Below are 25,951 nucleotides of genomic sequence, written 5' to 3' on the forward strand. Positions count from 1 at the left end.
CCTCACACAATGCCAGTGGCGTAGAAAGTACCGATCACCACAAAAACAGCGAGTGTCTTGATCAGCGTAATACAGAAAATGTCTTTGTAGGCCTCGCGGTGGGTCAAACCGGTGACCGCCAGCAAAGTAATCACCGCGCCGTTGTGCGGCAGGGTGTCCATGCCGCCACTGGCCATCGCGGCGACCCGGTGCAGCACTTCCAGTGGAATATTGGCGGCGTGGGCGGCGCTGATGAATGTCTCGGACATTGCTGCCAAAGCGATACTCATGCCGCCCGACGCCGAACCGGTGATGCCGGCCAGCAGGGTCACGGTAATCGCTTCGTTGACCAGCGGGTTGGGAATGCTTTTGAGCCAGCCGGACAGCACCAGAAAACCCGGCAACGAGGCGATCACTGCACCGAAACCGTATTCCGACGCGGTGTTCATCGCCGCCAGCAGCGCTCCGCTGACCGCACTTTTACTGCCTTCTGCCAACTTGCCGCGAATCGTCTGAAAGGCGAACACCAGCACCATGACGATGCCTACCAGCAAGGCTGCCTGGACCGCCCAGATCGCTGTCAGCTTGGCGATGTCGGTGGTCACCGGTGCTGCCATACCCGGCAGCGAAAGGCTGTGCGTCTTGCCGTACCACTCTGGAATCCAGCGGGTGAACAGCAGGTTCATCAGGCCCACCATCAACAGCGGCGACAGTGCGATCCATGGGTTGGGCAGCTTGATGTCCGGTGCGGTTTCCGGCTCGTTGCGCAGCGCTGAACCATACCCTTCACCGCTGCGCTGGGCCTTGTTGCGCTGGCTCTGAAGGAACAGCATGCCGGCGCAGAACACGAAAATCGTGCCGATTACACCCAGCCACGGCGCAGCCCAGGCGGTGGTGTTGAAGAAGGTGCTGGGGATGATGTTCTGGATCTGCGGCGTGCCGGGCAGGGCGTCCATGGTGAACGAAAATGCGCCGAGGGCGATGGTCGCCGGGATCAGGCGCTTGGGGATATTGCTCTGGCGGAACATCTCGGCGGCAAACGGGTAGACCGCAAACACCACCACAAACAGCGACACGCCGCCGTAGGTGAGCAGGGCGCAGACCAGCACGATCACCAGCATCGCCTGGCGAGTGCCGAGCAAACGAATCGCCGCTGCGACGATGGAGCGGGAGAAGCCCGACAACTCGATCAGCTTGCCGAACACGGCACCGAGCAGGAACACCGGGAAATACAGTTTGACGAAGCCGACCATTTTTTCCATGAACACCCCGGTGAAGACGGGGGCAACGGCGGAAGGGTCGGTGAGCAGGACCGCGCCGAGGGCGGCGATCGGGGCAAAGAGGATAACGCTGTAGCCACGGTAGGCAGCCACCATCAGCAGCGTAAGAGCTGCCAAGGCAATGATCACACTCATGGTGTGTCTCCTTCGATTGTTATTTTTGTAGGGTGAAGCTTTGTGGGAAGGGCTATAGCGAGTTTCGTGCCAGAAGATAAGTTGTTGAAATATAAAGGGTTTATTAATTAATGAGAGAGTTGTGTGGGTTTTTGTCTCTGTATTGAGATTTTTGGTGGTTGGGCTGACGCTTTCGCGGGCAAGCCTCGCTCCTACGGGGAACGTCAACGCACCACTTGTAGGAGCGAGGCTTGCCCGCGAAGAGGTCATATCTACCAATAGAGATCAATGTCTCTTTATAGAGACTCAGCAATCCCCAACGCCACCATCTTCTTGTACAACGTCGATCGCCCCAGCCCCAACCGCGCCGCCGCTTCGATAACCTTCCCGCCGCATTGCGCGAGGGCGGATTCAATCAACTGCCGATCAAACCGTTCGCGAGCTTCACTGAAGGTTTCATGGGCAATCGGTTGAAGGGGCAGAGGCACCACACGCTGCACTGGGGTAAAACTGCCAATCGCCGAGCGGATATCCGCCGCGTTCAGCATCAAATCATCACTGAGCAAGGCCGCGCGTTCCAGGACGTTGCGCAGTTCGCGGATGTTCCCCGGCCAGGCGTGTTGACCCAACAAATCCAAAGCTTCGGGGTTCAGTTCGTGCTGACTGCGCAGCTCTTCGAGGATCGCTTCACTGAGGGCTGGCAGGTCGTCGAGGCGATCACGCAGGGGCGGGACCTGAATCGGCAGCACGTTGAGGCGGTAATACAAATCGGCGCGAAACTCGCCGCGTTTGATCGCCGCTTCCAGATCGGTAGAGGTGGCTGCGATCACCCGCACATCGCTCTGGATCACTTCGTTGGAGCCCACCGGCTCGAATTCCTTTTCCTGCAGCACCCGCAGCAACTTGCTTTGCAGAGGCAGCGGCATATCGCCGATCTCATCGAGAAACAGCGTGCCGCCCTGAGCGATCTGCAGCTTGCCGGTGCGACCCTTGCGATCGGCGCCGGTGAAGGCGCCGGGGGCAGTGCCGAAGAACTCGGCTTCCAGCAGCGACTCGGGAATCGCCGCGCTGTTGATACTGACGAAAGCTTTGTGCGCACGAGGCGAGGCGCCGTGGATCGCCTGGGCCAGCAACTCCTTGCCGGTACCGGTTTCGCCGAGCAGCAACACCGGTGACTCGGCACTGGCGCTGCGCCGGGCGCGGCGTTTGACTTCGAGGCTGGCGGCGCTGGTGCCGATGAAATGGGCGAAGTTGTACTTGGTCTGCCGCGCCCGCAACAGCGAGCGGGTCGATGCCAGTTCTTCCTGCATGCTCAGGTAGCGCTTGAGCATCGGTGACAGGCTGCGCAATTCATCGAACAGGGCAAAACCGATGGCGCCGATCACCGCGCCGGCATCGTCGTGAATCGGCAGGCGCATCACTATCAGCGGTTCCTTGGGGGTGTCTTGCATGTCCAGCAGGATGGGGCGTCCAGTGCGCACCACTTCGCGCAACAGGCTGCCGGGGATCACGCTTTCACAGGCCCTGCCGATCGCACCTGCGGCCGACTCCAGACCGAAGCGCCGGGCATAGCGCTCGTTCATCCAGACGATGTTCGCATCGCGGTCGACAATCACCGTGCCTTCGCTCGATTGCTCGATGATTTCGAACAGTGAGCGGATCGCCAGGGTGCGAACGCGCTGGTAGTCCTTGAGGCTTTCGGTGGTGTTCATGGGCTTCATGTCCAGAATGTAGGGTGTCTGGGCGGGCGCCTTCGCGGTCCAACTGCATGACACAGATTATGCCTACCCCGGATGCGCCGCCGCCAACAGCTCTTTGGTATACGGATGCTGCGGCGACTCGAACACATCATGGCTCGCGCCGCTTTCCACTACTTTGCCGTCCTTGATCACGATCATGTCGTGGGCCAGGGCGCGCACCACCGCCAGGTCGTGGCTGATGAACAAGTAGGTCAGGCCATATTTTTCCTGAAGCTGGCGGAGCAGGGCGACCACTTGTTTTTGCACCGTGCGATCCAGCGCCGAGGTCGGTTCGTCGAGCAGAATCAGTGCCGGTTTCAGCACCAACGCGCGGGCAATGGCGATGCGCTGGCGTTGGCCGCCGGAGAATTCGTGCGGGTAGCGATGACGGCTTTGCGGGTCGAGGCCGACTTCTTCCAGCACCCTGATCACCTGGGCTTCGCATTCATCCGGGGTGGACTGGCTGTGCACCTCAAGACCTTCGCTGATGATCTGCGCCACCGACATTCGCGGACTGAGGCTGCCGAAGGGATCCTGGAACACCACCTGCATCTTCTTGCGCCATGGCCGCAGCTGCTTTTGCGTCAGGCCATCCAGCGCCTGCCCCTGAAAGCGAATGCTGCCTTCGGAATCAAGCAAGCGCAGGATCGCCTGACCAAGGGTGGACTTGCCCGAACCGGACTCGCCGACGATGCCCAAAGTCTTGCCGCGCTGAACGTTCAGGCTGATGCCGTCCACCGCGCGCAGGTAAGTTTTACGCTGGAACAGGCCGCCACCGATGACGAACTGCACCTGCAAATTGTTCACTTCCAGGACCTTTTCACGCTCGTCCCGGGGCAGGGCTTCACCTTCCGGTTCGGCGTTCAGCAGCACGCAGCTGTAAGGGTGTTTTGGCTCGGTGAACAGCGTTTCGCAAGGTGCCTGCTCGACGATTTCCCCGGCGTGCATCACGCACACCCGTTGGGCCATGCTGCGCACCAGATTGAGGTCGTGGCTGATCAGCAGCAGCGACATGCCAAGCTGCTCTTGCAGGGATTTAAGCAGCCGCAGGATCTTGCGCTGCACCGTCACATCCAGCGCGGTGGTCGGCTCGTCGGCGATCAGCAATTCCGGTTCGCAGGCCAGGGCCATGGCGATCATCACCCGTTGCCGCTGGCCGCCGGACAGTTGGTGCGGGTAGGCCTTGAGCCGCTCTTCGGGTTTCTGGATGCCCACCAGCTGCAACAACTCGAGAATCCGCGCTTGTGCCGCTTTGCCACCCAGCCCTCTGTGCAGCAACAGGGTTTCGCCGATCTGCTTTTCGATGCTGTGCAGCGGATTGAGGGAGGTCACCGGCTCCTGGAAGATTATCGCGATCCGGTTGCCGCGCAGTTCGCGCAAGACGTTGGCGTCGGCGCCGATCAATTCCTGGCCGCGATAGCGAATGCTGCCAGTGGTTTGCGTGCCGTTTTCGGGCAGCAGTTGCAGGATCGAGTGCGCGGTCACCGACTTGCCGGAGCCCGACTCGCCGACCAGCGCCAGGCATTCGCCGGGGCGGATGTCCAGGCACAGGTTGCGCACCACGGTCTGGCCGCTGAAGGCCACGTTGAGGTCACGGATTTCGATCAGGTTGTCAGTCATATCAATAGTCCGCGTCAAGATCGTGGGTCAAAGGCATCACGCAATGCCTCGCCGATGAACACCAGTAAAGAAAGAATCAGCGCCAGGGTGAAAAATGCCGTCAGCCCCAGCCACGGTGCTTGCAGGTTCTGCTTGCCTTGACCGATCAACTCACCCAGCGATGCACTGCCGGCCGGCATGCCGAAACCGAGGAAATCCAGCGCCGTGAGAGTGGAAATCGCCCCGGTCAAAATGAATGGCAAATAACTCAGGGTGGCATTCATCGCGTTGGGCAGAATGTGCCGCACGATCACCTTGCGGTCGGTCAGGCCCAGCGCACGGGCGGCCTTGACGTATTCCAGGTTGCGCCCGCGCAGGAACTCGGCGCGCACCACGTCCACCAGGGCCAGCCAGGAGAACAGCGCCATGATTCCCAACAGCCACCAGAAATTCGGCTCGACGAAGCCCGACAGAATGATCAGCAGGTACAGCACTGGCAGCCCCGACCAGACTTCCAGCAAGCGCTGACCGAGCAGGTCGACCCAACCGCCGTAATAGCCTTGCAGCGCGCCGGCGGTGATGCCGATCAACGCGCTGATGAAGGTCAGCGCCAGTGCGAACAGGATCGACACCCGCGCACCGAAAATCACCCGGGCCAGCACATCGCGGGCCTGATCGTCGGTACCCAGCCAGTTGACCTTCGAGGGCGGGCTCGGTGCCGGTTGGTTGAGGTCGTAATTGGGCGTGTCATCGCTGAACGGGATCGGCGGGAACAGCATCCAGCCGCCATCCTTGTGGATCAGCTTTTGTACGTAATCGCTGCGGTAATCGGCCTGGAATGGCAATTGCCCGCCAAATTCCTGTTCGGTGTGGCGTTTGAACGCCGGGAAGTACAGCGAGCCTTGATAACTGACCATCAGCGGTTTGTCGTTGGCGATCAGCTCGCCGCCCAGGGTCAACAGGAACAGGCCGATAAACAACCACAACGACCACCAGCCCCGGCGGTTTTTCTTGAAACGCTCGAAACGGCGACGGCCCAGCGGCGAGAGCTTGAACATCAGGCGTTCCTCGCGGCGAAGTCGATACGCGGGTCGACCAGGGTGTAGCAGAGGTCGCCGATAAGTTTTATCAGCAGGCCGAACAGGGTGAAGATGAACAGCGAACCGAACACCACCGGATAGTCCCGTGACACCGCGGCTTCATAACTCATGCGACCCAAGCCATCGAGGGAGAAAATCACTTCGATCAACAGCGAGCCGGCGAAGAAAACGCTGATAAAGGCCTGGGGAATTCCCGACACCACCAGCAGCATGGCGTTGCGAAACACATGGCCGTAAAGCACCTGGCGTTCGCTCAAACCTTTGGCGCGGGCGGTGACCACGTATTGGCGTGTGATTTCATTGAGGAAGGAGTTTTTGGTGAGAATGGTCAGGGTCGCGAAACCGCCGACCACCAGCGCCGTCACTGGCAGCACCAGGTGCCAGAAGTAATCGGCGATTTTGCCCAGGGTCGACAGCGACTCGAAATTGTCCGAGACCAAGCCACGCACCGGGAACCAGTTCAACGACGTGCCGCCAGCGAAGACCACGATCAGGAACATCGCGAACAGGAACGCCGGCATGGCGTAACCGATGATGATCGCGGTGCTGCTCCAGATATCGAAATGGCTGCCGTGGTGCACGGCCTTGCGGATGCCCAGAGGGATCGACACCAGGTAGGTGATCAACGTGGCCCAGAGCCCGAGGGAAATGGTCACCGGCATTTTTTCCAGAATCAGGTCGGTGACAGTGGCGCCGCGGAAAAAGCTCTTGCCGAAGTCGAGGCGGGCGTAGCTCTTGAGCATCAGCCACAGACGTTCTGGCGCGGGCTTATCGAAGCCGTATTGTTTTTCGATCTCTTTGATCAACTGAGGGTCTAGCCCACGGCTGGCACGCGAACTGCCCTGCACGGCTTCGCTGGAAGTGCCGCCGACACTTGCGCCGCCGATGCCTTGCAGGCGCGCGATGGCCTGTTCCACCGGGCCACCGGGTGCGGCCTGGACGATAACGAAATTGACCAGAAGAATGATCACCAGTGTCGGAATGATCAGCAGCAAGCGCCGCAGTATGTAAGCCCACATCAGTGCGGCCCTCCGGGTTTGCCGCGTTTGATGAGCTCGGCAGTCATCTGTTGGTTGGTCAAAGGGGTGGTGCTCACTTCCCACCAACTCTCGATGGCTTCGTCATTGCTCGCTTGCACAGAGGGAATGCCGAAGCGGTTCCACCACACGGTCGAGCTGCCTGGCGGGTAATAATTGGGAATCCAATAGAAGTTCCATTGCAGTACTCGGTCCAGGGCATGGGCGTAGCGAAGCATGTCAGCCTGGGTGGTGGCGCGAACCAGGCCATTGACCAGCGTATCGACCGCCGGGTTCTTCAGCACCATGTAGTTGTTGGAACCGGGATCGTTGGCCGCCATCGAGCCAAAGTAGTTGTACAGCTCGTTGCCCGGCGAAGTGGTGACCGGGTAGCCGGTGACGATCATGTCGTAGTCCCGGGACATCAGGCGGTTTACGTACTGGGAGGCGTCGATGCGGCGAATATTCAGGTCGATGCCGATTTGTTTCAGGGTGCGCTTATAAGGCAGCAGTAGCCGGTCCATGCCATTCTGGCTGACCAGGAAAGTGAAGCTCAGCGATTGACCTTGGGCATTGACCAGTTGATCGCCATCGGGTTTCCAGCCTGCCTGTTCGAGCAAGTCCAGGGCCTGCAGCTGTTTGTCGCGTATCATGCCGCTACCGTCAGTTTTCGGGGCTTCGAAGACCTGGGTGAAGACTTCGTCGGGGATCTGCCCGCGCAACGGCTCGAGAATCGCCCGCTCACCCGCGTCGGGCAGTTGTCGGGCTGCGAGGTCGGTGTTGGAAAAGAAGCTCTGTTGGCGGATGTACAGGTCACGCATCATCTGCCGGTTGCTCCATTCGAAATCCCAGAGCATGGCCAGGGCCTGGCGCACGCGGCGGTCATGGAACATCGGGTTTTGCAGGTTGAACACAAACCCCTGGGCCGTTTGCGGTGCCTCTTTGGCCAAGTGGGCCTTTTGCAGGCGACCGTCACTCAGGGCCGGGCTTTCGTAGCCGATGGAGTAGGCGGTGGCGGAGAATTCCCGGTTGTAGTCATAGGCGCCGCCACGCAGCACCTGACGGGCAACGTCGGTATCGCCGAAGTACTCGATGCTGAAATGATCGAAGTTGTACAGGCCGCGGCTGACCGGTAAATCCTTGCCCCACCAGTCGGCGTTACGCTCGAAGGTGATGCTGCGCCCGGAATCGACTTTACTTACCCGGTACGGCCCGCTGCCCAGTGGCGGCTCGTAACCACCGCCGCTGGCGAAGTTGCGGGTCTTCCACCAGTGCTCGGGAAACACCGGCAAGGTGGCGATGTCGAGGGGCAGGGTACGGTTTTCGTTGCTCTTGAAGTCGAACCGAATGGTGAGTGGTGACTCCACTTCGACGCCTTTGACGTCGGCAAATTGCGTGCGATAGCGCAGGCTGCCCTGGGTCATCAGCAGGTCGAAGGTGTAGCGCACGTCTTCGGCGGTGATCGGCTTGCCGTCGGCAAAGCGGGCCTTCGGATTCAAATAGAAGCGCAGAGACAGTCCGTCGTCGGAACGCTCCATCTGTTGGGCCACCAAGCGGTAAACGGTATAGGGCTCGTCCAGCGAGCGCTGGGCCAGAGGCGAGTAGATCAAGCCGTCGATCTGCGTGACACCCGTGCCCTTGTCGATGTACGGCAGGATATGGTCGAAATGGCCAATTTCCATCGCCGAGCGACGCATCGTGCCGCCCTTGGGCGCTTGCGGGTTTGTGTAGGCGAAATGGCTGAAGCCCGCGGGATATTTCGCCGGTTCACCGTACACGGTCAACGCATGTTGCGGTGCAGCGCACAAACCGGCGGCACTCAGCAACAGGGCCACGGCAGTGAACAATAAAGTAGGGAAAGCCAGTCGCATTGTCAGCCTTGGAGCCGGGTGGTCGATAACCACAATTTGTACGCTAGCGGCGCGTCCCTCGCCAGCCGTATCACGTAACGAAAACATAACGGCCCGCCAAAAGGCGGGCCGTTATGTAGCAAACTCAAAGCGTTGATCAGTCCTGACGGCTGGTCACTTCCAGCAGGTGATAACCGAACTGGGTCTTGACCGGACCTTGCACCACATTGATTGGCGCGCTGAAGACCACGGTGTCGAATTCCTTGACCATCTGGCCCGGGCCGAACGAACCCAAGTCACCGCCCTGGCGGCTGGAAGGGCAGGTGGAGTTGGCTTTGGCTACTTCGGCGAAGTCGGCGCCGGCTTCGATTTGGGCTTTGAGTTCGTTGCACTTTTCTTCGCTGGAAACCAGGATGTGACGGGCAGTGGCTTTGGCCATGGGAAAATACTCCATTCAATGTTCAATAAAGTGCGGAGCCTACCGGATTCAGTGGGCTATTTCTCTCTCAAAGTTCCGTCAAAATCAGTTCCATCAATATCAATTCCGGCAATTTCAGTCCCGTCTACATCGCGCGGCATCCTGGCATTGCTTAAAGGCCGGCATTTCTCAAGCGTTCGGCATGCTGGACATACAGGGAGATCGGGTCGATGCCCTGGCGGACCTGACCGGTTGTCTGGCCCAGGCTGTCCAGATGATCCAGCGGGTAGTCCGAACGGATCACTTTACCCAGATGGGTGCTGAATCGGCCGACCAACCCATCATTTTGCTCGGCTTCGGTGGTGAAATAGTGGGAGAAGGCCCGCAGGAACCCGTGCAGCGGATTGAGTGCATGGAGCCCCTCATCGACGACATTTCCCTGCAAGGTGCCGCTCCAGGAATAGTAGCGCACGCCGTTCACCAATTCGCGACCCTTGCCGCCCCAGGTTTTCGGTAACCCTTGAGGGTATTTGTCGTTGAATGCGCCGACACCTTCGGTAGTCAATGCATTGAGCGCGGCGATGGCGTTCTGTGGCAGGTGTCGGTTGCCACTGAGCAACGACAGGAAGTCGGCGAACAGGGTGGCCACCGCTCCGGCCACCTGTTCCGGCAGGCGCCCGGGCGTCAGCGCCTTGCGCAAGAAATCGGCCAGTTCCGAGCCATGGTTCGGCCCGCTGACCGATGTCACCGAAGCGACCGCCTCCGGCGCAAGCGCTCCAGCATACCGTGCAGCCAGTGCGCCCTGACTGTGACCGATCAGGTTGACTTTGCTTGCACCGGTTCCTTGCAATACCCGATCGATCTGGGCCAACAGTTGTTCGCCGCGAGTTTCATTGCTGTGGGTGGCTGACAGATGAGGGATGAAAACCCTCGCGCCGGCACTTCTCAGGGCCAGTTTGACGTCATGGAACAGTTCCAGATTGCCGATGCGATCGAAGCCGAACAGCCCATGGACCAGCAGGATCGGATACTGAGTGGTTGCATTCCGTAGCATGTAGATTCCTTTTTCGCAGTAGGGTCAGGTGTGTGGTCAAGGGGGCACTCTAAAGCACACAACCCGCTCAGCGATGTATGAAAAAGCCGCTGTAACCTGATGAAAACGGAATAGAAATGGTAGGAAAGTTCGGATGAGCGTGAGGTCTTGGTCGGAATATTCGGACATCTTTTTAGCGATGACGGCGAGCTTCCTCGCAATGACCTACTTCTGAAACGTCCTTTTACCGCGCAAGCCGACGCGATTGTCCGGCAGCGCGAATCAGCACTGCGGGTTTCAATAAGCTTCGTTCGATGCCGACCTCAAGGCGGCATTGATTCCAAGGACTGGAGTGTATGAATGGCTACTTATGAAGCAGATAGTTTGAATGTTGTAGAGCAATGCATGGCGGCACCACAGCTGGATCAGGCGGATAACGCCACGCTCGATCCGTCCGACAATAAGGCCATTGTCACTGTCACGCCTTACCCGCACATGGCTTGCGGGGACAAGCTGGTCATGTTCTGGTCAGGTATCGATTCAGAGGGTGTTGCGTATCGGCATGAGGTGTCACGTTTTGTCAGCGAAGCTCAGGTGGGCAGGGCGATTGTCTTTTGCGTATCGGCCGTACACATCGCCGCACTGGATGGCGGGTCACTCGAGGTTTATTACACCCTCTACACTGCGCGCCTTCGTGGACCTGTGGAGTCCGGGCGTTTATACCTGAGCGTCGGTGATGCCCGGCCAGACTTGCTGCCTGTGATTGTGAACGATGCGGTGGGCGGCACGCTCGATCCGGACAGAGTTACGGAGGGCGCGCGCGTAACGATCAGACCGTATGCCCGGATGGCGGCTGGAGATCGGGTCTTGCTGTCCTGGGCAGGTGTTACGCCACAAGCGAGTTTCAATGACACATTGAAAATCGAATCCTTTGCTGTTGGCGGCGAACTGTCGTTCTGGGTAAGTCCCGACTGTATTGCACCTAATCTCGGGACAGCCGTTACGATCAGCTATTGCGTCGAGCAGAAGGGGCAAGCGTCACGCTTCTCAGAGCCTGCAAAACTGTTGATTGGCCCGTTGCAACGAGAGCCGCTTTTGGCACCGACCGTGCTGGAAGCCGATGAGGGCTGGCTGGATCTGCAAGATGCGATCGATGGTGTCACCGTTGTAATCGACAATGCTCAGGCCGAAGAGGGGGAACTGGTTTACCTGAAATGTGACGGTGAGCATTTCAATCATCGCGATGATCGTGAAATCTCCAGGGAAATGGCCGGTCAACCGCTTGTATTTATCGTTCCCTACAGGTTTTGGCGTGAGCATCAGGACTTGACGGTCCGAGTAGCCTATTCGGTCGAGCGTCTCGATGATGTGAGCCAGCAGTCCGAAGCCACGTTGGTTCAAGTGCACTCGTAAACCTTTATAACGTCAACCGCCTTCCGGTATTCGATTGAAAACCGGAAGGCGGGCATTGGTCACTTTGGCTGTCGAGTAAGGCGCTGCGCACGAAGTCGCTCGGTTGCCTGCAATAACAATTGTTCCGTCCCGGCCCAGCCAAGGCAGCCGTCCGTGACCGACACACCATAACGCAGCGACGGGCTCAACGGCTGGCAGCCTTCGAACAGATGGCTCTCAATCATCATGCCGATCAGCGAGCGATCACCTTGCAGGCGCTGCTCAAGCACGTCATTGAACACGGCTGGCTGACGCAATGGATCTTTACCGCTATTAGCGTGGCTGCAGTCGACCATGATTCGCGCCGGGATCTTGAGCCTGGTCAAATCGTTGTGCACTTGGGTGATGCTGTCGCGGTCGTAGTTCGGCCCGCGATGGCCGCCACGCAGTACCAGGTGGGTGTCGGGGTTGCCCGGTGTCTGAATAATCGCAGGATGCCCTTGGCTATCGACGCCGAAATGGCGATGCGGATGGGCGGCCGAGCGCATGGCGTCGCTGGCAACAGCCACACCGCCATCGGTGCCGTTCTTGAACCCGACCGGCATGCTCAGGCCGCTGGCCATTTCCCGGTGGATCTGTGATTCGGTGGTGCGGGCGCCAATCGCGACCCAGCTCAGCAGGTCGTCGAAGTAGCCGGCGGCCATCGGTTGCAGCAGCTCGGTGGAAACGGGTAAGCCCAGCTGGAGCATTTCGCGCATCAATTCGCGAGACAGCGTCAAACCGCCTGCCATGTCGTCGCTGCCATCCAGATGCGGGTCGTAGGCCAAGCCTTTCCATCCGATCGTGGTGCGGGGTTTTTCGACGTAGGCACGCATCACCAGCAGCATCTCATCGCTGACTTGCGCAGACAGACGGGCCAGGTTGGCGGCGTATTCGAGGGCTGAACGGGGATCGTGAATCGAGCAGGGGCCGACGATGACCAGCAGACGGGAGTCTTCACCGTTGAGGATCGCGCGAACTGCCTGACGGTGGTCGGCGACTTGCCGGGTCAGGGCGTTGCTGAGGGGTAATTGCTGTTTGAGTTGCAATGAGCTGGGCAGACGCAAGGTCAGCGCTTCATTGGCAGGGCTCAGGGTGGACAGCGGCAGAGCAGAGACGGACGAGTTCATATTCGGGCTTCCTGGGCTGGCGGCGGGTTCGTTCCCGCACGCTCGGCCCTACTGGGGTGTTCGACAATTGGCCGGATTGGCTGCGTGTGTGTGCTTGCCACCTGTGGGTGACCGATCGGAGGCGGCAGGCTGTCCCGAGCGGAGGCTGGTAAATCGCCAGGCGGTAAAACTGTCGTAACGGTAATAAGTGGCGTAGTTCATGTCGTGAATCCTCTAATTGTCTGGTTGACGCTAAAAATGTTCAGGGCTGAAAAAACAAAACCCCCGGTCGGGAGGCCGACCGGGGGTTGAGAATTCTCTGGTGGCGACCCGTTTAAAGTGGGCGCCTTGTAGGTATCAGGCGCGCCAGTGGCTAAACCAATACCCAAAATAAAAGCTGACCGAAGCACAAACGTCATTCGCCCGGGCAGCCGCAACCGAGCGCGGGGCGCTGGCGGTACGAAGCTGTGAGAGGGCGTTGAGCATGGTCTGTCTCCGATGAATGCGCCGAGCTTACTAGAGGCCGGTACGCGGATTCAATCAGAAAATGCTATCGATGATCATGGGGGGTCTATCGCTTGAGTACGTCGGGGGTTGTGACACACTTCGCACTGCGCCCAACCACCACAGCGTCACAAGGACGAACCATGACAACACTGACCATTGCCGCTGCTCAATCGATCTCCATCGCCGGTGATCTTGCCGCCAATATGGCCTGGCATCAGCGCTTCATGCAGGTTGCTGCGGAGCAAGGCGTGCAATTGCTGGTGTTTCCGGAACTGTCACTGACTGGGTACGAACGCGGCTTGGCGGCGGAGCTGGCCATCGTGCCAGACGTCGGGGTGCTGCAACCGCTGCGCGATTTCGCGCGGGAAGTCGGTGTGACCAGTGTCGTTGGGATGCCGATTCGTCTGTCGGACGATTCACCGGTATTGATCGGTGCTCTGGTATTGGGCGCCGATGGTTCGCTCGAGGTTTACAGCAAGCAGTATCTGCATCCCGGCGAGGAAGTGGCATTTGTCCCGGGAACGGGCGGTTCGACATTGAAGATCGGTACCGACACCGTCGCGCTGGCGGTTTGCGCCGATTTTTCTCACGCCAGTCACGCGGCAGCCGCGGCACGGAGGGGGGCTGATCTTTATGCCGCGGGCGTGTTGATCACAGAAAACGGCTACGCTCCAGATACCGCGCTATTGCAAGGCTATGCTTGCACCCACTCGATGGCGGTACTGATGGCCAACCATGGTGGCGCAACGGGTGGCTGGGCGTCGGCTGGGCGCAGTGCGGTCTGGGCAGCGGACGGGACGTTGATTATGGCGGCGCCGGGGGCGGGGAATCTTATGGTGGTTGCTCGCCGCGATGCTGACGGCTGGAAAGGGCAAATCGTGGCGGTCGCGGAGGCTTGAATGGGTTTCGAATTGCGTCCGGCAACGTCTCGGGACTTGGACTTTGCTCGTGACCTGACTTGTCGAAATATGCTTCGCTACTACATTCAACATGAGCTGTTGTGGCTGGATGATGCCTTCGATGTCGCTTGGGAGGGACGCGAAAACTGGCTGATTGTGCGTGATGACACGTTGATGGGGTATGTCAGTCTGAGCCGCGATGCTAAAGCCTTGTATATCCGCGAATTGCATTTATTAGAAGCGTACCAGGGGCAGGGCGCCGGTTCCTGGGCGATCGATCAGGTATTCGCCATGGCGTGCAAGGAACGACGCCCGGCATTACGCCTGACTGTTTTTGAAAATAACCCGGCGAAAGTGCTCTACGAAAGAAAGGGCTTGAAGGTGGTCGGTAAAGACGAGTGTTTCCTGAGAATGCAGCGTGATATCAATGAGCTGCATCGCTGAAACACACAGGTGGCAAGCCTTGTCAGATAAATTGAAACTTTTTATATGCTGCTTGCCGCTAGGTCTGCCAGTTGCTTTTTGCTAAGGTGTCCGGCAACCCAATAAGACCAAATCGCGAGGTGTCTGCTTGATTAGGGTGCTAGTAGTCGATGACCATGATCTCGTTCGTACAGGCATTACACGAATGCTGGCTGACATCGATGGCCTGCAAGTAGTCGGCCAGGCTGAGTCAGGGGAGGAATCCCTGCTTAAAGCACGTGAGTTGAAACCTGATGTGGTGCTGATGGACGTCAAGATGCCCGGGATCGGCGGTCTTGAAGCCACGCGCAAATTATTGCGCAGTCATCCGGACATCAAAGTCGTCGCGGTCACGGTGTGCGAAGAAGATCCGTTTCCTACCCGCCTGTTACAGGCAGGGGCTGCAGGTTACCTGACCAAGGGCGCCGGATTGCCGGAAATGGTCCAGGCCATTCGCCTGGTGTTTGCCGGGCAGCGCTACATCAGCCCGCAGATTGCCCAGCAATTGGCGATCAAATCGTTCCAGCCAACCAATGATTCGCCCTTCGACGCCTTGTCGGAGCGGGAAATCCAGATTGCTTTGATGATTGTCGGCTGTCAGAAGGTGCAGATCATTTCCGACAAGCTGTGCCTGTCGCCAAAAACAGTGAATACCTACCGTTACCGTATTTTCGAGAAGCTTTCGATCAGCAGCGATGTCGAGTTGACGCTGCTGGCGGTTCGTCACGGCATGGTTGATGCCAGCCTCTGAAAATGACTGAAATCTTCGATCCAAGTGCTTTTCTGTCGACGGTCAGCGGGCGGCCGGGTGTCTATCGCATGTTCGACTGCGATGCGCGGCTGCTTTATGTCGGCAAAGCCAAAAATCTCAAGAAGCGTTTGGCGAGCTATTTCCGCAAAGCCGGTCTTGCCCCCAAGACCGCTGCGCTGGTGGGCCGTATCGCCCAGGTCGAAACCACTATCACGGCCAACGAAACCGAGGCCTTGTTGCTTGAGCAGACGCTGATCAAGGAATGGCGTCCGCCGTACAACATCCTGCTGCGCGACGACAAATCCTACCCTTATGTTTTTCTCTCGGATGGCCAGTTCCCACGCTTGAGCATCCATCGGGGGGCAAAAAAGGCCAAGGGTAAATATTTCGGCCCTTATCCCAGCGCAGGGGCGATTCGCGAAAGCCTGAGTCTGCTGCAAAAGGCTTTTTTTGTTCGTCAGTGTGAAGACAGCTTTTACAAGAACCGCGCTCGACCTTGTCTGCAATACCAGATCAAACGCTGCAAGGCGCCGTGTGTGGGGCTGGTGGAGCCTGAAGTATATGCCGAAGATGTACGCCACTCGGTGATGTTTCTTGAAGGGCGCAGCAACGCCCTGGCGGACGAGTTGTCTGCGGCCATGGAGGAGGCGGCGGTTAACCTCGAATTCGAGCGTGCCGCCGAGCTGCGTGACCAGATCTCATTGCTGCGTCGGGTCCAGGACCAGCAAAGCATGGAAGGCGGGACGGGCGATGTCGATGTGATCGCGGCGTTCGTCAACCCGGGAGGCGCCTGCGTGCACTTGATCAGCGTGCGCGGTGGCCGGGTGTTGGGGAGCAAGAACTTCTTTCCGCAGGTGGGTATCGAGGAGGACGTTTCCGAAGTCATGGCCGCGTTTCTCGGCCAATATTTCATCAGCAGTCCCGAGCGCGACTTGCCGAGCGAGTTGATCGTCAACGTGGTTCACGAAGACTTCCCGACCCTGATCGCAGCCATCGAAGAGCTGCGCGGTCGTGAATTGACCATCAGCCATCGAGTGCGCGGCACACGAGCGCGCTGGCAGCAATTGGCGGTCACCAATGCCGAGCAAGCACTGGGCGCGCGTCTGGCTAACCGGCAGCACGTTGCGGCACGTTTCGATGCCCTGGCCGAAGTGCTGAGCCTGGACGAGCCGCCGCAACGTCTCGAGTGTTACGACATCAGCCATTCCAGCGGCGAAGCCACTGTGGCGTCCTGCGTGGTGTTCGGCCCGGAAGGCCCCATCAAATCCGACTACCGCCGCTACAACATTGAAGGCGTTACGCCGGGCGATGACTATGCCGCGATGCACCAGGCCCTGACCCGACGCTTCAGCAAATTGAAGGACGGGGAGGGCAAGTTGCCGGACATCCTGCTGGTCGACGGTGGTAAAGGTCAGCTGTCCATGGCTCGTGACGTGCTTAACGAACTGGCTGTGCCCGACCTGATTCTCCTGGGTGTGGCCAAGGGCGCGACGCGCAAGGCCGGTTTCGAAACCCTGTACCTCAACGATGCGGCCCATGAATTTACCTTGCGCGGCGATTCCCCCGCACTGCATCTGATCCAGCAGATCCGCGACGAAGCCCACCGTTTCGCCATTACCGGGCACCGCGCACGTCGTGGAAAAACTCGCCGTACGTCTACGCTTGAGGGCGTTGCCGGCGTCGGTCCGACGCGTCGACGCGATTTGTTGAAACATTTTGGTGGATTGCAGGAGCTGTCTCGTGCCAGCATCGAAGAGATCGCCAAAGCACCCGGAATCAGCAAAAAGCTCGCAGAGTTGATTTATGCAAATCTGCACAGCGAGTAGAATGCCCAACTCACCTCGTAGCCAGTTGTGCCGATGAATATCCCTAATCTGATTACCGTTCTACGCGTCCTGCTCATCCCGATCTTCATTTTGCTGTTTTATTTGCCTTACCACTGGAGCTATTTGGCGTCCGCCTCGGTCTTCGCATTTGCCGCCGCGACCGACTGGCTCGACGGGTATCTGGCCCGTCGTCTGGAACAAAGCACACCGTTCGGGGCCTTTCTCGATCCTGTTGCAGACAAGTTGATGGTCGCCGTTGCCCTGGTTCTGCTGGTGCAAGAGCATGGCAATCTGTGGCTCACGCTGCCGGCCGCCGTTATCATCGGTCGCGAAATTGTCGTCTCGGCACTGCGCGAATGGATGGCCGAACTCGGTGCCCGCGCCCATGTTGCGGTGTCGAACCTGGGCAAATGGAAAACCGCCGCGCAAATGCTGGCGCTGGTGATCCTGCTGGCCAACCCTTCGGACTTCACCTTCTGGGTACTGATGGGTTACGCCTTGCTGCTGGTGTCCGCTGGCCTGACGTTGTGGTCCATGGTCCAATACTTGCGGGCCGCCTGGCCGCATCTGAAGACGGACGTGGAAAAGAAATAAACTATTTTGAATCAAGGGGTTGACGGGGCATCAGGATTCTATAGAATGCGCCTCACCAAGACGCGGGAATAGCTCAGTTGGTAGAGCACGACCTTGCCAAGGTCGGGGTCGCGAGTTCGAGTCTCGTTTCCCGCTCCAAATATTGCGCTGCAGAGTTCCACTGAATTCTGTAAGTGATTGAAATCAGGACCTTCGGGTCCTTTTTTCGTTTCGGCGGGAACCACCGAAATCCAGCACTATCCGGTGTGTTTAAGTCCAGGATTGAGTCCAGGATTCTGACGAGCACTGAATCGGTTTATGGCTGGAGCAGATTGTGTAGCGAGATGAGCATCTAGTCCTGACTCTGTTCAGGAGCTCGCGATGGCACTCTCAGAAATGTCTATTCGGTACGCCCGAATCACTGGTATTGACTACACGCTCGGTGACAGTGACGGCCTCACGCTCAATGTGACGGCCAGCGGTGGAAAGATCTGGCTTTTCCGTTACTACTGGACGGGCAAGCAGAAGCGCATGTCCTTGGGTTGTTACCCGCAAATTAGCCTCAAAGAAGCGCGTACCCGTCGTGATGAAGCGCGTGCCTTGGTTGCCCAAGGCATCAATCCCTATGAGCACCGTAAACAGCAGCGCCGTGCTGTTCGTTTTGCGACAGAGCATACCTTCGAGGCCGTGTTCGATCAGTGGCTGGATCTCAACCGGCAACCCTTGTGGTTCTGCCCAGTTGCCGGGTACTCCGCCCACGTTCACGATCAGTTTGGTGAACTGTTGGATGTAGACGTCTTCCTCGGTTTCCAGGTAGGGCTCGGGCTCGAGTACGAAGATATGGTCACCCAGTGAGCGCACCAACTCCCGTGGAATCGACGCACGATAGGCAGTCGTTTGGTTATCGCGACTCTGCCACTGGACAGGGCGCAAGTATTGGCGCAGATCGATTTTTTCCCCGCCGTGCGAGCTGATGTGGCTGAAGGCGCGGGGTTCATCCATGGTCATGGTGGGGCCGCCGGAGAAGGGATGCGTGAACACTAGCGCGAACTCCAGTTTGTCCGCACGCGGCAGCGCCGTTTCCTCGACGTAGAGCATCTGGAAATGGGCCTGTGCAGCGCCTGTCAGGCAGCCTAATGTTACGGCGGCAAGTGCTTGGAGCAGTCGTCGTTGGATCGGCATGGTCGATTTCACCTTGAAATGTCGGAGGACTGAATCGCAGCCGGGCACCGTAGTTGGCCTTGAGCTGGCGCAATCGGTCTTTGAGTGCGGCGAGGTTGCGCTCTATCCGAGGCGCATCGAAGGGGGACAGGCGTGCCAGGTCGGTAGCGATAATCGCCGACATGCGCATGGCGTTGACGGGGCCGAGCCAGGCGTACGGCGACAGTCCGCCATCGACGTCGCGTTCGCCAGCAGCGACAGGACATTGTCCGGGTTCAGCGTCGTGGCAACGGTGTGGACGACGATGTCGGGGTTCAACTGGTTGATGCGGCGCAAGGCTGCCAACACTTTCAGGTCGCCTACATCGGCAATCGAATAGAGTATTTGTCGGTGCAGATTGCTCACGTCGACGATGTCGTTATCAATGATGCCGATCGTCCCGACGCCAGCACCTGCCAGGTACAGGAGTACCGGGCAACCCAGCCCCCCGGCACCGACCACCAGCACCTTGCTGTCTTTGAGGCGCTGCTGTCCCTCAGCGTGCTATCTCAACCTTGGACGGTAGATAACGCATGGAATGTAATTCGGACGGGTACCACCAAATTGTACAAATTGGCCTCCCTGACGGCGGTCACCAAGGCGACGATGTTTCTTCCAGGGTGATAGTGCGGTTGTCGGGCACCGTCTTGGCCACGCCACCGCCATGGGTGGTTCAAGGCCGGGCTGGGACCAGGTAATGGGCAGCAAAGAAGCCCAGAACCCTGTGATTTTTTGCGCGGTATTCGCAAGGCACTAGTGGCGTCCCTGGCAGGTGGGAGGCGAATGCTGGGTGCTTTACCATCATTTTTCGGCCACCCGAGCGCAGGCGAACGTATTCGCCGGGTTGGAAGGTGTTCATGTTCATTATCCTCATAACGTCGCATTCAAACGTTCTGTCCAGCCCCCACCCAGTGCCTTGTACAGATTGACTTCGGAGGTCAGTTGCGCCAGCCGGTCAATGATCAATGTTTGCTGGGCGCTGAACAGGGAGCGTTGCGCATCGAGAAAGGTCAGGTTGTTGTCTACGCCGATGCGATAACGACGTTCGGCCAGACGGTAATAGTCCTGGTTGGCCTGCACGAGGTCGTGTTGCGCGGTGAGTTGGTCGCGGAAGGTTTTGCGTGCGGCCAGGCCGTCGGCGACCTCCTGAAAGGCTGCCTGGATTGACTTCTCATATTGCGCAACACTTATGTCTTTCTGGATTTTCGAATAGTCCAGGCTCGCCCGAAGGCTGCCGGCGTTGAAAATGGGGATGTTGATTTGCGGTTGAAACAACCAGCCGCCGGAGCCACCCTTGAATAGTCCGGACAATTCGCTGCTTGAGCTACCGGCGTTTGCGGTCAGGCTGATGCTCGGGAAAAACGCGGCACGGGCCGCACCGATGTTGGCGTTGGCTGACTGCAGCAGGTATTCGGCCTGGAGGATATCCGGGCGTCGTTGCAGCAGGTCCGAAGGCAGGCCGGCGGGAACTTCGGCGAGCAAGTCGGACGCCAGCGGGAGGCTGGGCAGGTCGTCCGATACCGATGTGCCCACCAGCAATGCAAGGCTGTTGAGGTCCTGGGCAACCTGGCGCTGGAATTTGGCCAGGCTGGCCCTGGCGCTTTCCACCGAGGTTCGCGACTGGCTCAGGGCCAGGGCCGAAGTGGTACCGACCTGATTGGTGCGTTCGGTCAAGCGCAGGCTTTGCTCGTAGGATTGGAGCGTGTCCTGGGTCAACTTCAGCAACTCCTGATCGGCACGCCAGGTCAGGTAGGCATTGGCAACGCTGGCCACGAGACTCAACTGGGTGCTGCGGCGGGCTTCTTCGCTGGACAGATAGATGAATGAGGCCTCTTCGCTGAGGCTGCGTATGCGTCCGAAAAGGTCCAGTTCATAGGCGCTGATACCCAGCGTCGCCGAATACGAGCTGCTGATCGCGGAGTCACCGGTTTGCGTCAGGCTGGATGGCAGGCGCTGGCGCGAACCTGAGCCATTGGCACTGATCGCCGGGTAAATATCGGCACGCTGGATTCGGTATTGCGCCTGATAGGCCTCGACGTTGAGGACCGCCACCCGCAAGTCGCGATTGTTGAGCAGCGAGCTTTCGATGAGTTGTTGCAGCACCGGATCGCGGAACATCTCTCGCCACCCCTGATCGGCGCCGATTGGACCCGACAGGGCCGGGGCGTAGGCGGACGTCTGCGGGTACTGTGTGGCTATCGGGGCCTCGGGGCGCTGGTAGTCCGGGATCAGCGAGCAGCCGCCAAGGATGAATGCAGCGGACACCAAGGGGCTCAGGGATTTATACATCGGCCTGTCTCATTGTCTGGAAATTCCTGGTCGTTATCCGGTCACACTGCCCGTGCCTCTGAGGCACAGGCGAGGTTTACCTTGTCTGCCGTTGCCCGTGGCGAGTCGTCATGACCCGATCATCCACTTGGCCAGGCCATGTCGTCCGCTGACACCCAACTTGGCGGCGGCGCGTTTGAGATAGGTTTCGATGGAGCTGTTTTTGACACAGAGTTTTTCGGCCATCTCCGGTACGGTGCCCCCGGCCAGCAGCCCCAGACAGACTTCTTTTTCACGCACCGAAAGGGTTACGTCGCATGGCATCAGCCGTTCATCGAACTCGCGCTGCAACTGCGTCTGTTCAAAGGCATTGAGCGAATGGGCCGCAGCGGTGCCAGGGTTCCTGGCACTGGACTGACGATTGATATGTGCATGTCGTTCCGCCAGCGGCAGCAGTGTCTCCGAGAGGTATTTCAAAAAGGACAGCTCTCGCAGGGAGAAATCGCGGTGATCACGGGGACGGTGCAGTGAGATCACGCAACGACGATTGGCCTTGCGTGAAATCAGACTGCATTGATGGGATACACCGAGCCAGCTATTGCCGTTCTCGTTTTTTATCCGCCCGTTCAGATGAATCAACAGGGCATCGTCTACTTCCAGCACTCTTTTTACCAAGGGATGATCGTGACGCTGTTTGGCGCTGGTCGGGCAAGCGGAATGCATTTGCGCGCTTTCCTGCAATCCGGCGTAGCCCAAGAGTTGCACATCGACAATATTTGATTGTGTGTCGTCAACTGTCCATTCACTCAGAACGATCCGACTGACAGCTACCGAAGTCACAATCAGCTGGTGCATATTCGTCAGGAATTTTTCTTGTCCAACACTTGAAATCAGTTTTCCCAGCTCTAAGTAGATGTGTGTTTTTTCCACACTCCTAACAACACTCGTTTGTTGAGTCATTATGCTTATCCTGCATATTCGAAATTGCTTGTAGTTCATGGGGGCGTTGACGGATGAAATCCGACTCGATACCCATTGCTGCAGCTATTTCTGGAATTGATACCTAGGGAGTCAGATATCACCTGTGGGATCCGTCCACAAAAACGATTCAGCCTGTAGGGTTATTAAGCGTTCCTTCGTAGGAAAAGTCTGTAGTGGAAAACAGGGACATCCTACGCCATTGACTTGGCGCTGTTTAGTTGGCGGTGTCTGTTGAACACGGAGATCGCGCAGGTTTTTTTCTATGGCTGCGGCTAAGGAGAGTTCGTGGTGGTGAGCGCTTTTAAAGAAAAATATTTAGCTAAAAGAATGAGTTGGGTTGCTTGCATAGATGCGCTTCGCTATTTCCGTGTGATCTTTTTGGGTTGATTTTCCCGGGATAAATGCATGGAAGAAATTTTCTATGGCTGTCAAAAAAATCACGTTTTAAGATTTATTTTCTATTTATTGCCCTGAGTTATGGGTAGTTTTCCCCATATTTCAGCTTTTTTTTCGTTGAAAACGGCAGTTTTCTGCTGAATACAAACCCTGGGTTGTACGGCGTGTTTATCGCCGTACAACCAGGCCTGTTTATGACGCCGTATCGGTTTTCAATGCGTGGGAAATCGCCTCGCCCAGAGCGCTCACATGGGGGGCCCTGACCAGTGTGTTATGCGTTCCGGGCAATGTCGTCACACTCACCTGATCCTTGAGCAACGCACCCCAGCCCAGGGTTGGATCGCTGCGTTTCTGCTCGCTCGCGGTAAACAGCGACACTTTGAGCGAGGTGGGCGGGCTGACGTAGGCGCCGATGGCCAGGCGTGTCGCATAGGCCACCCCAAGGTGGCTGCGCAACAACCCGGCATCGATATCGTGAGGCAGTTCCTCCGGGAGCAAGCGGTTGGCGATGCACAGGGCCAACATCGCCTCGATGTCCGCGTTTTGCGCCAGCGCTGTCAGTTGTCGGAACACCTCGTCATCGATCTGCTCGGGCAGCCAGGCCATCAGGAACTGCGCTTCGCTCACGGATTCATTCGGTGTCGGAGCAGGGCGTGCCGACGCATCGATGATGCCCACGAAGTCGATGGGCTCGCCGCCGGCCTGCAGTTGCCGAGCCATCTCATAGGCAATCAAACCGCCGGCCGACCAGCCGGCGATTCGGTACGGACCTTGCGGCTGGACCTGGCGAATCGCCGACAGGTAGCGCGCCGCAATGGCCGGTACGTCGGACAGCGGCGCTTCTCCCGCCACCAGGCCGCTGGCGGCCAGGCCGTAGACCGGCACTTGTGGGTCCAGCGACGGAGCCAGATCCCGCGCATATTGCACTTCGCCGCCCAGAGGATGGACCAGGAACAGCGGGCGCTGAGAGCCGGTACGGCGGATGGGCACCAGATTGCTGCGAGACACTGGCCGTGCCTGGCCGTCGAGGGCCCAGGCGAACCCGGCAATGGTCGGCTCGACAAACAGGTCGCGAATCGCCACCGGCTTGCCGAGTACCTTGCGCAAGCGTGAGGCCATCTGGACCGCCATCAAGGAAATGCCGCCAATGCTGAAGAAGTCGTCATGCCGACTGATTCGCTCCAGTTTGAACAAGTCTTGCCAAATTGCCGCGATGGCGATTTCGGTGTCCCCCTGGGGGGCCTCGTAAGGTAACGCCGGGGGTGGGCTGTCTTCGGCGGCGGGTGGCACGACCACGGCGTTGGTCGAACGGACCAGCGTCGGCGTGTCGCCCAACAGATGACCGATCGACTGCTGCCCATCGGCCACCAGGTTTTCCAGCACCTTGGCGAACAGTTCGGCAATGTTTTGTACGGTCGCGGTGTCGAACAGGTCGTTGGCGTATTGCAAACTGCCGCTGATGCGGTCGGTGTTGTCGATCAGTGACAGCGACAGGTCGAACTGCGTGGTGCGGTGGGCGCTTTCTATTGACTCCACCTCCAATCCCGGCAATTGCAGGGGGGCCGGTGGCGTATTGTTCAGGCTCAACATCACCTGGAACAACGGGCTGTGGCTCATGCTGCGGGTCGGTTGCAGGGCGCTCACGACTTGCTCGAACGGCAGGTCTTGATGGTTATAGGCGGCCAGGGTCAGGTTTTTGATCTGGCCCAACAGCTCAGCAACACTCGTTTCACGCCCGGTGGCGACTCTCAATGCCAGGGTGTTGGCGAAGAAGCCGATCAAGGGCTCCAGTTCCGGACGCTGACGATTGGCTACGGGGGTGCCAATCACCACATCATGCTGACCGCTCAGATGGCTCATCAGCACCGACCAGCCGGCCAGCAGTGTCATGAACAACGTGGTGCCCCGGGCCTGGCTGAACGCTCGCAGATCGGCACTGAGTGTGGGTGAAAAGACGCAGTCGACGATACCGCCGGCATAGCTTTGAATGGCCGGACGCGGGCGATCCAGCGGCAGGTTCAACAGGCTTGGCGCACCCTCCAGATGTTGCCGCCAGAAGTCGATCTGAGCCTGCAGCGCCGAGCCTTCCAGCGCGTTTCGTTGCCAGGCGGCGTAGTCCACGTATTGCAGCGCCAGGGCGGGCAACGGGTCCTTGCGCCCCTGGCTGAACGCGGTGTAGAGCACGCTCACCTCATGCGCCAGCACGCTGTTGGACCAGCCATCGGAAACGATGTGATGCAGGGTCATCAACAGCACATGTTCCTCGTCCGCCAACTGCACCAGATGGCCGCGCATCAGTGGTCCGTGGTTCAGGTCGAACAGCTGCGTCGCATTGCTCTGGCCGAGGCGGGCGAGGGTCGCCGACCGCTCAGCCGCCGATAGTGCGCGCAGATCCTCTTGCTCCAGCGTGAAGCGGTAATCGGCTGGAGCGATTTTTTGCAGCGGTTCGCCGTCCACCAATTCGAAACGGGTGCGCAGGGTTTCGTGGCGTGCCACCACACGATCCAGGGTGGCGTGCAATGCCGGTTTGTTCAGCGCCCCCTTGAGGCGCAAAGCCAGCGGAAGGTGGTAGGCGGCACCGGCGGCGTGGTCCAGGTGGTCGAGGAACCACAGCCGTTGCTGAGAGAACGACAACGGCAAGCGTCCCGAACGGTTGGCCAGCGGAATCGACTGCGACTCGGTCGGCGAGGCGGCGCTGACCAGTGACGCCAGGCCGCGTACCGTCGGCGCGTCGAACAACTCGCGCAAGGTGATCCGCGCGCCGAGCTTGCGCCGTAGTCGCGAGAGCAATTGCACGGCAAGCAGAGAATGGCCGCCCAGTTCTAGAAAACCGTCATGGCGCCCGACCTGATCCAGATGCAACAAGCCTTTCCAGATCTCGGCGATGGCGACTTCGGTGTCACCCTGGGGCGCCTCGTAGGCCTTGCTGGCCAGGGACTCCTGGCCTGGCGCGGGCAGGGCCCGGCGGTCGAGTTTGCCGTTGGCGGTGAGGGGCAGGGCGTCGAGGTGCACGAAGGCGCTGGGCACCATGTACTCGGGCAGACCGTTCAACAGCGCGCTGCGCAGTTGCTCGGCCGGCACAGGTTCGCCGCAGACATAGGCGACCAGACGTTTGCTGTCCGACTCTCCCGGGCTGTCTTCGCGAGCGATCACCACCGCTTCACGGATGCCTGGACACGCTACCAGGGCGTTTTNCTCGGGCAGACCGTTCAACAGCGCGCTGCGCAGTTGCTCGGCCGGCACAGGTTCGCCGCAGACATAGGCGACCAGACGTTTGCTGTCCGACTCTCCCGGGCTGTCTTCGCGAGCGATCACCACCGCTTCACGGATGCCTGGACACGCTACCAGGGCGTTTTCGATTTCCCCCAACTCGATGCGAAACCCACGGATCTTCACCTGGAAGTCGTTACGCCCCAGGTA

Annotated in this window: 18 protein-coding genes, 1 tRNA gene and 4 pseudogenes; 8 read left to right on the forward strand and 15 right to left on the reverse strand. The window is 58.9% G+C overall.

The features are described 5' to 3' along the window. Positions 1-2 precede the first annotated feature (2 nt). The 8 genes from MMG91_RS06105 to MMG91_RS06140 form a co-directional block, all read right to left on the reverse strand. Positions 3-1,394 carry a GntP family permease gene (locus MMG91_RS06105; RefSeq protein WP_305445800.1) on the reverse strand — a complete coding sequence of 464 codons (1,392 nt, stop codon included), beginning with the start codon at positions 1,392-1,394 and terminating at the stop codon, positions 3-5. A gap of 275 nt (positions 1,395-1,669) precedes the next feature. Continuing rightward, complete coding sequence (locus MMG91_RS06110) at positions 1,670-3,085, reverse strand: sigma 54-interacting transcriptional regulator (protein ID WP_310659056.1); 1,416 nt, start codon at positions 3,083-3,085, stop codon at positions 1,670-1,672. A 72-nt stretch (positions 3,086-3,157) separates the two neighbouring features. Next, a complete protein-coding gene (locus tag MMG91_RS06115; RefSeq protein ID WP_310659057.1) occupies positions 3,158-4,732 on the reverse strand; it encodes an ABC transporter ATP-binding protein in 1,575 nt (524 codons plus the stop codon). 14 nt (positions 4,733-4,746) lie between these two features. After that, complete coding sequence (locus tag MMG91_RS06120) at positions 4,747-5,769, reverse strand: ABC transporter permease (RefSeq protein ID WP_305445797.1); 1,023 nt, start codon at positions 5,767-5,769, stop codon at positions 4,747-4,749. Further along, positions 5,769-6,830 (reverse strand): microcin C ABC transporter permease YejB, encoded by a 1,062-nt coding sequence (locus MMG91_RS06125; protein WP_305502166.1) that lies wholly within the window; start codon positions 6,828-6,830, stop codon positions 5,769-5,771. Before MMG91_RS06125 ends, MMG91_RS06120 begins: the two co-directional genes overlap by 1 nt. Next, on the reverse strand, positions 6,830-8,698 hold the full coding sequence (locus tag MMG91_RS06130; RefSeq protein WP_310659058.1) for an extracellular solute-binding protein: 1,869 nt from the start codon (positions 8,696-8,698) through the stop codon (positions 6,830-6,832). The genes MMG91_RS06125 and MMG91_RS06130 overlap by 1 nt, the downstream gene beginning before the upstream one ends. A 136-nt stretch (positions 8,699-8,834) precedes the next feature. Further along, positions 8,835-9,116: a peptidylprolyl isomerase gene (locus tag MMG91_RS06135; RefSeq protein WP_310659059.1), complete on the reverse strand. Its 282-nt coding sequence runs from the start codon at positions 9,114-9,116 to the stop codon at positions 8,835-8,837. 151 nt (positions 9,117-9,267) lie between these two features. Beyond that, positions 9,268-10,149: a triacylglycerol lipase gene (locus tag MMG91_RS06140; RefSeq protein ID WP_310659060.1), complete on the reverse strand. Its 882-nt coding sequence runs from the start codon at positions 10,147-10,149 to the stop codon at positions 9,268-9,270. 339 nt (positions 10,150-10,488) lie between these two features. Between MMG91_RS06140 and MMG91_RS06145 the strand changes: the two genes are divergently transcribed. Next, positions 10,489-11,541, forward strand: coding sequence for a hypothetical protein (locus MMG91_RS06145; protein WP_305445793.1), 1,053 nt, complete (start codon positions 10,489-10,491; stop codon positions 11,539-11,541). Between the two features lie 59 nt (positions 11,542-11,600). On the opposite strand, the gene MMG91_RS06150 is transcribed toward MMG91_RS06145, so the two are convergent. After that, positions 11,601-12,689 (reverse strand): 3-deoxy-7-phosphoheptulonate synthase, encoded by a 1,089-nt coding sequence (locus MMG91_RS06150; RefSeq protein ID WP_310659061.1) that lies wholly within the window; start codon positions 12,687-12,689, stop codon positions 11,601-11,603. A gap of 626 nt (positions 12,690-13,315) precedes the next feature. Between MMG91_RS06150 and MMG91_RS06155 the strand changes: the two genes are divergently transcribed. From MMG91_RS06155 to MMG91_RS06185, 7 genes and pseudogenes are all read left to right on the forward strand, one after another. Continuing rightward, complete coding sequence (locus MMG91_RS06155; protein WP_310659062.1) at positions 13,316-14,074, forward strand: carbon-nitrogen hydrolase family protein; 759 nt, start codon at positions 13,316-13,318, stop codon at positions 14,072-14,074. Continuing rightward, the gene (locus MMG91_RS06160; protein WP_305502158.1) at positions 14,075-14,518 is read left to right on the forward strand and encodes a GNAT family N-acetyltransferase; all 444 of its coding nucleotides are present in this window, start codon (positions 14,075-14,077) and stop codon (positions 14,516-14,518) included. 127 nt (positions 14,519-14,645) lie between these two features. Further along, positions 14,646-15,287, forward strand: coding sequence for a UvrY/SirA/GacA family response regulator transcription factor (uvrY, locus tag MMG91_RS06165; protein ID WP_008015884.1), 642 nt, complete (start codon positions 14,646-14,648; stop codon positions 15,285-15,287). A 2-nt stretch (positions 15,288-15,289) separates the two neighbouring features. Continuing rightward, positions 15,290-17,113, forward strand: coding sequence for an excinuclease ABC subunit UvrC (gene uvrC / locus MMG91_RS06170; protein ID WP_310659063.1), 1,824 nt, complete (start codon positions 15,290-15,292; stop codon positions 17,111-17,113). A 33-nt stretch (positions 17,114-17,146) separates the two neighbouring features. Then, positions 17,147-17,707 carry a CDP-diacylglycerol--glycerol-3-phosphate 3-phosphatidyltransferase gene (pgsA, locus tag MMG91_RS06175; RefSeq protein ID WP_052964322.1) on the forward strand — a complete coding sequence of 187 codons (561 nt, stop codon included), beginning with the start codon at positions 17,147-17,149 and terminating at the stop codon, positions 17,705-17,707. 62 nt (positions 17,708-17,769) lie between these two features. Continuing rightward, positions 17,770-17,845, forward strand: a tRNA-Gly gene (locus MMG91_RS06180). Between the two features lie 222 nt (positions 17,846-18,067). Continuing rightward, positions 18,068-18,412: pseudogene (locus tag MMG91_RS06185) on the forward strand (integrase arm-type DNA-binding domain-containing protein); the annotation flags it as partial. A gap of 30 nt (positions 18,413-18,442) precedes the next feature. On the opposite strand, the pseudogene MMG91_RS06190 reads toward MMG91_RS06185, so the two are convergent. The 6 genes and pseudogenes from MMG91_RS06190 to MMG91_RS06210 all read right to left on the reverse strand — a co-directional run. Then, positions 18,443-18,784, reverse strand: a pseudogene (locus MMG91_RS06190) (DUF4198 domain-containing protein); the annotation flags it as partial. Further along, positions 18,681-19,115: pseudogene (locus MMG91_RS28900) on the reverse strand (metal ABC transporter solute-binding protein, Zn/Mn family); the annotation flags it as partial. The pseudogenes MMG91_RS28900 and MMG91_RS06190, both read right to left, overlap by 104 nt. A gap of 14 nt (positions 19,116-19,129) precedes the next feature. Continuing rightward, positions 19,130-19,354: pseudogene (locus tag MMG91_RS28905) on the reverse strand (HesA/MoeB/ThiF family protein); the annotation flags it as partial. 402 nt (positions 19,355-19,756) lie between these two features. Beyond that, entirely contained in the window at positions 19,757-21,175 is a 1,419-nt protein-coding gene (gene adeC, locus MMG91_RS06200; RefSeq protein WP_310659065.1) for an AdeC/AdeK/OprM family multidrug efflux complex outer membrane factor, read from the reverse strand. A 108-nt stretch (positions 21,176-21,283) separates the two neighbouring features. Further along, positions 21,284-22,114 carry a helix-turn-helix transcriptional regulator gene (locus MMG91_RS06205; protein ID WP_310659066.1) on the reverse strand — a complete coding sequence of 277 codons (831 nt, stop codon included), beginning with the start codon at positions 22,112-22,114 and terminating at the stop codon, positions 21,284-21,286. A gap of 609 nt (positions 22,115-22,723) precedes the next feature. Next, a partial coding sequence (locus MMG91_RS06210; RefSeq protein WP_310659067.1) for a condensation domain-containing protein occupies positions 22,724-25,951 on the reverse strand: 3,228 nt, incomplete at its 5' end.

Origin of the sequence: Pseudomonas sp. JL3, from assembly GCF_031570575.1 — a bacterium.
Taxonomy (GTDB): Bacteria; Pseudomonadota; Gammaproteobacteria; order Pseudomonadales; family Pseudomonadaceae; genus Aquipseudomonas; species Aquipseudomonas cucumis.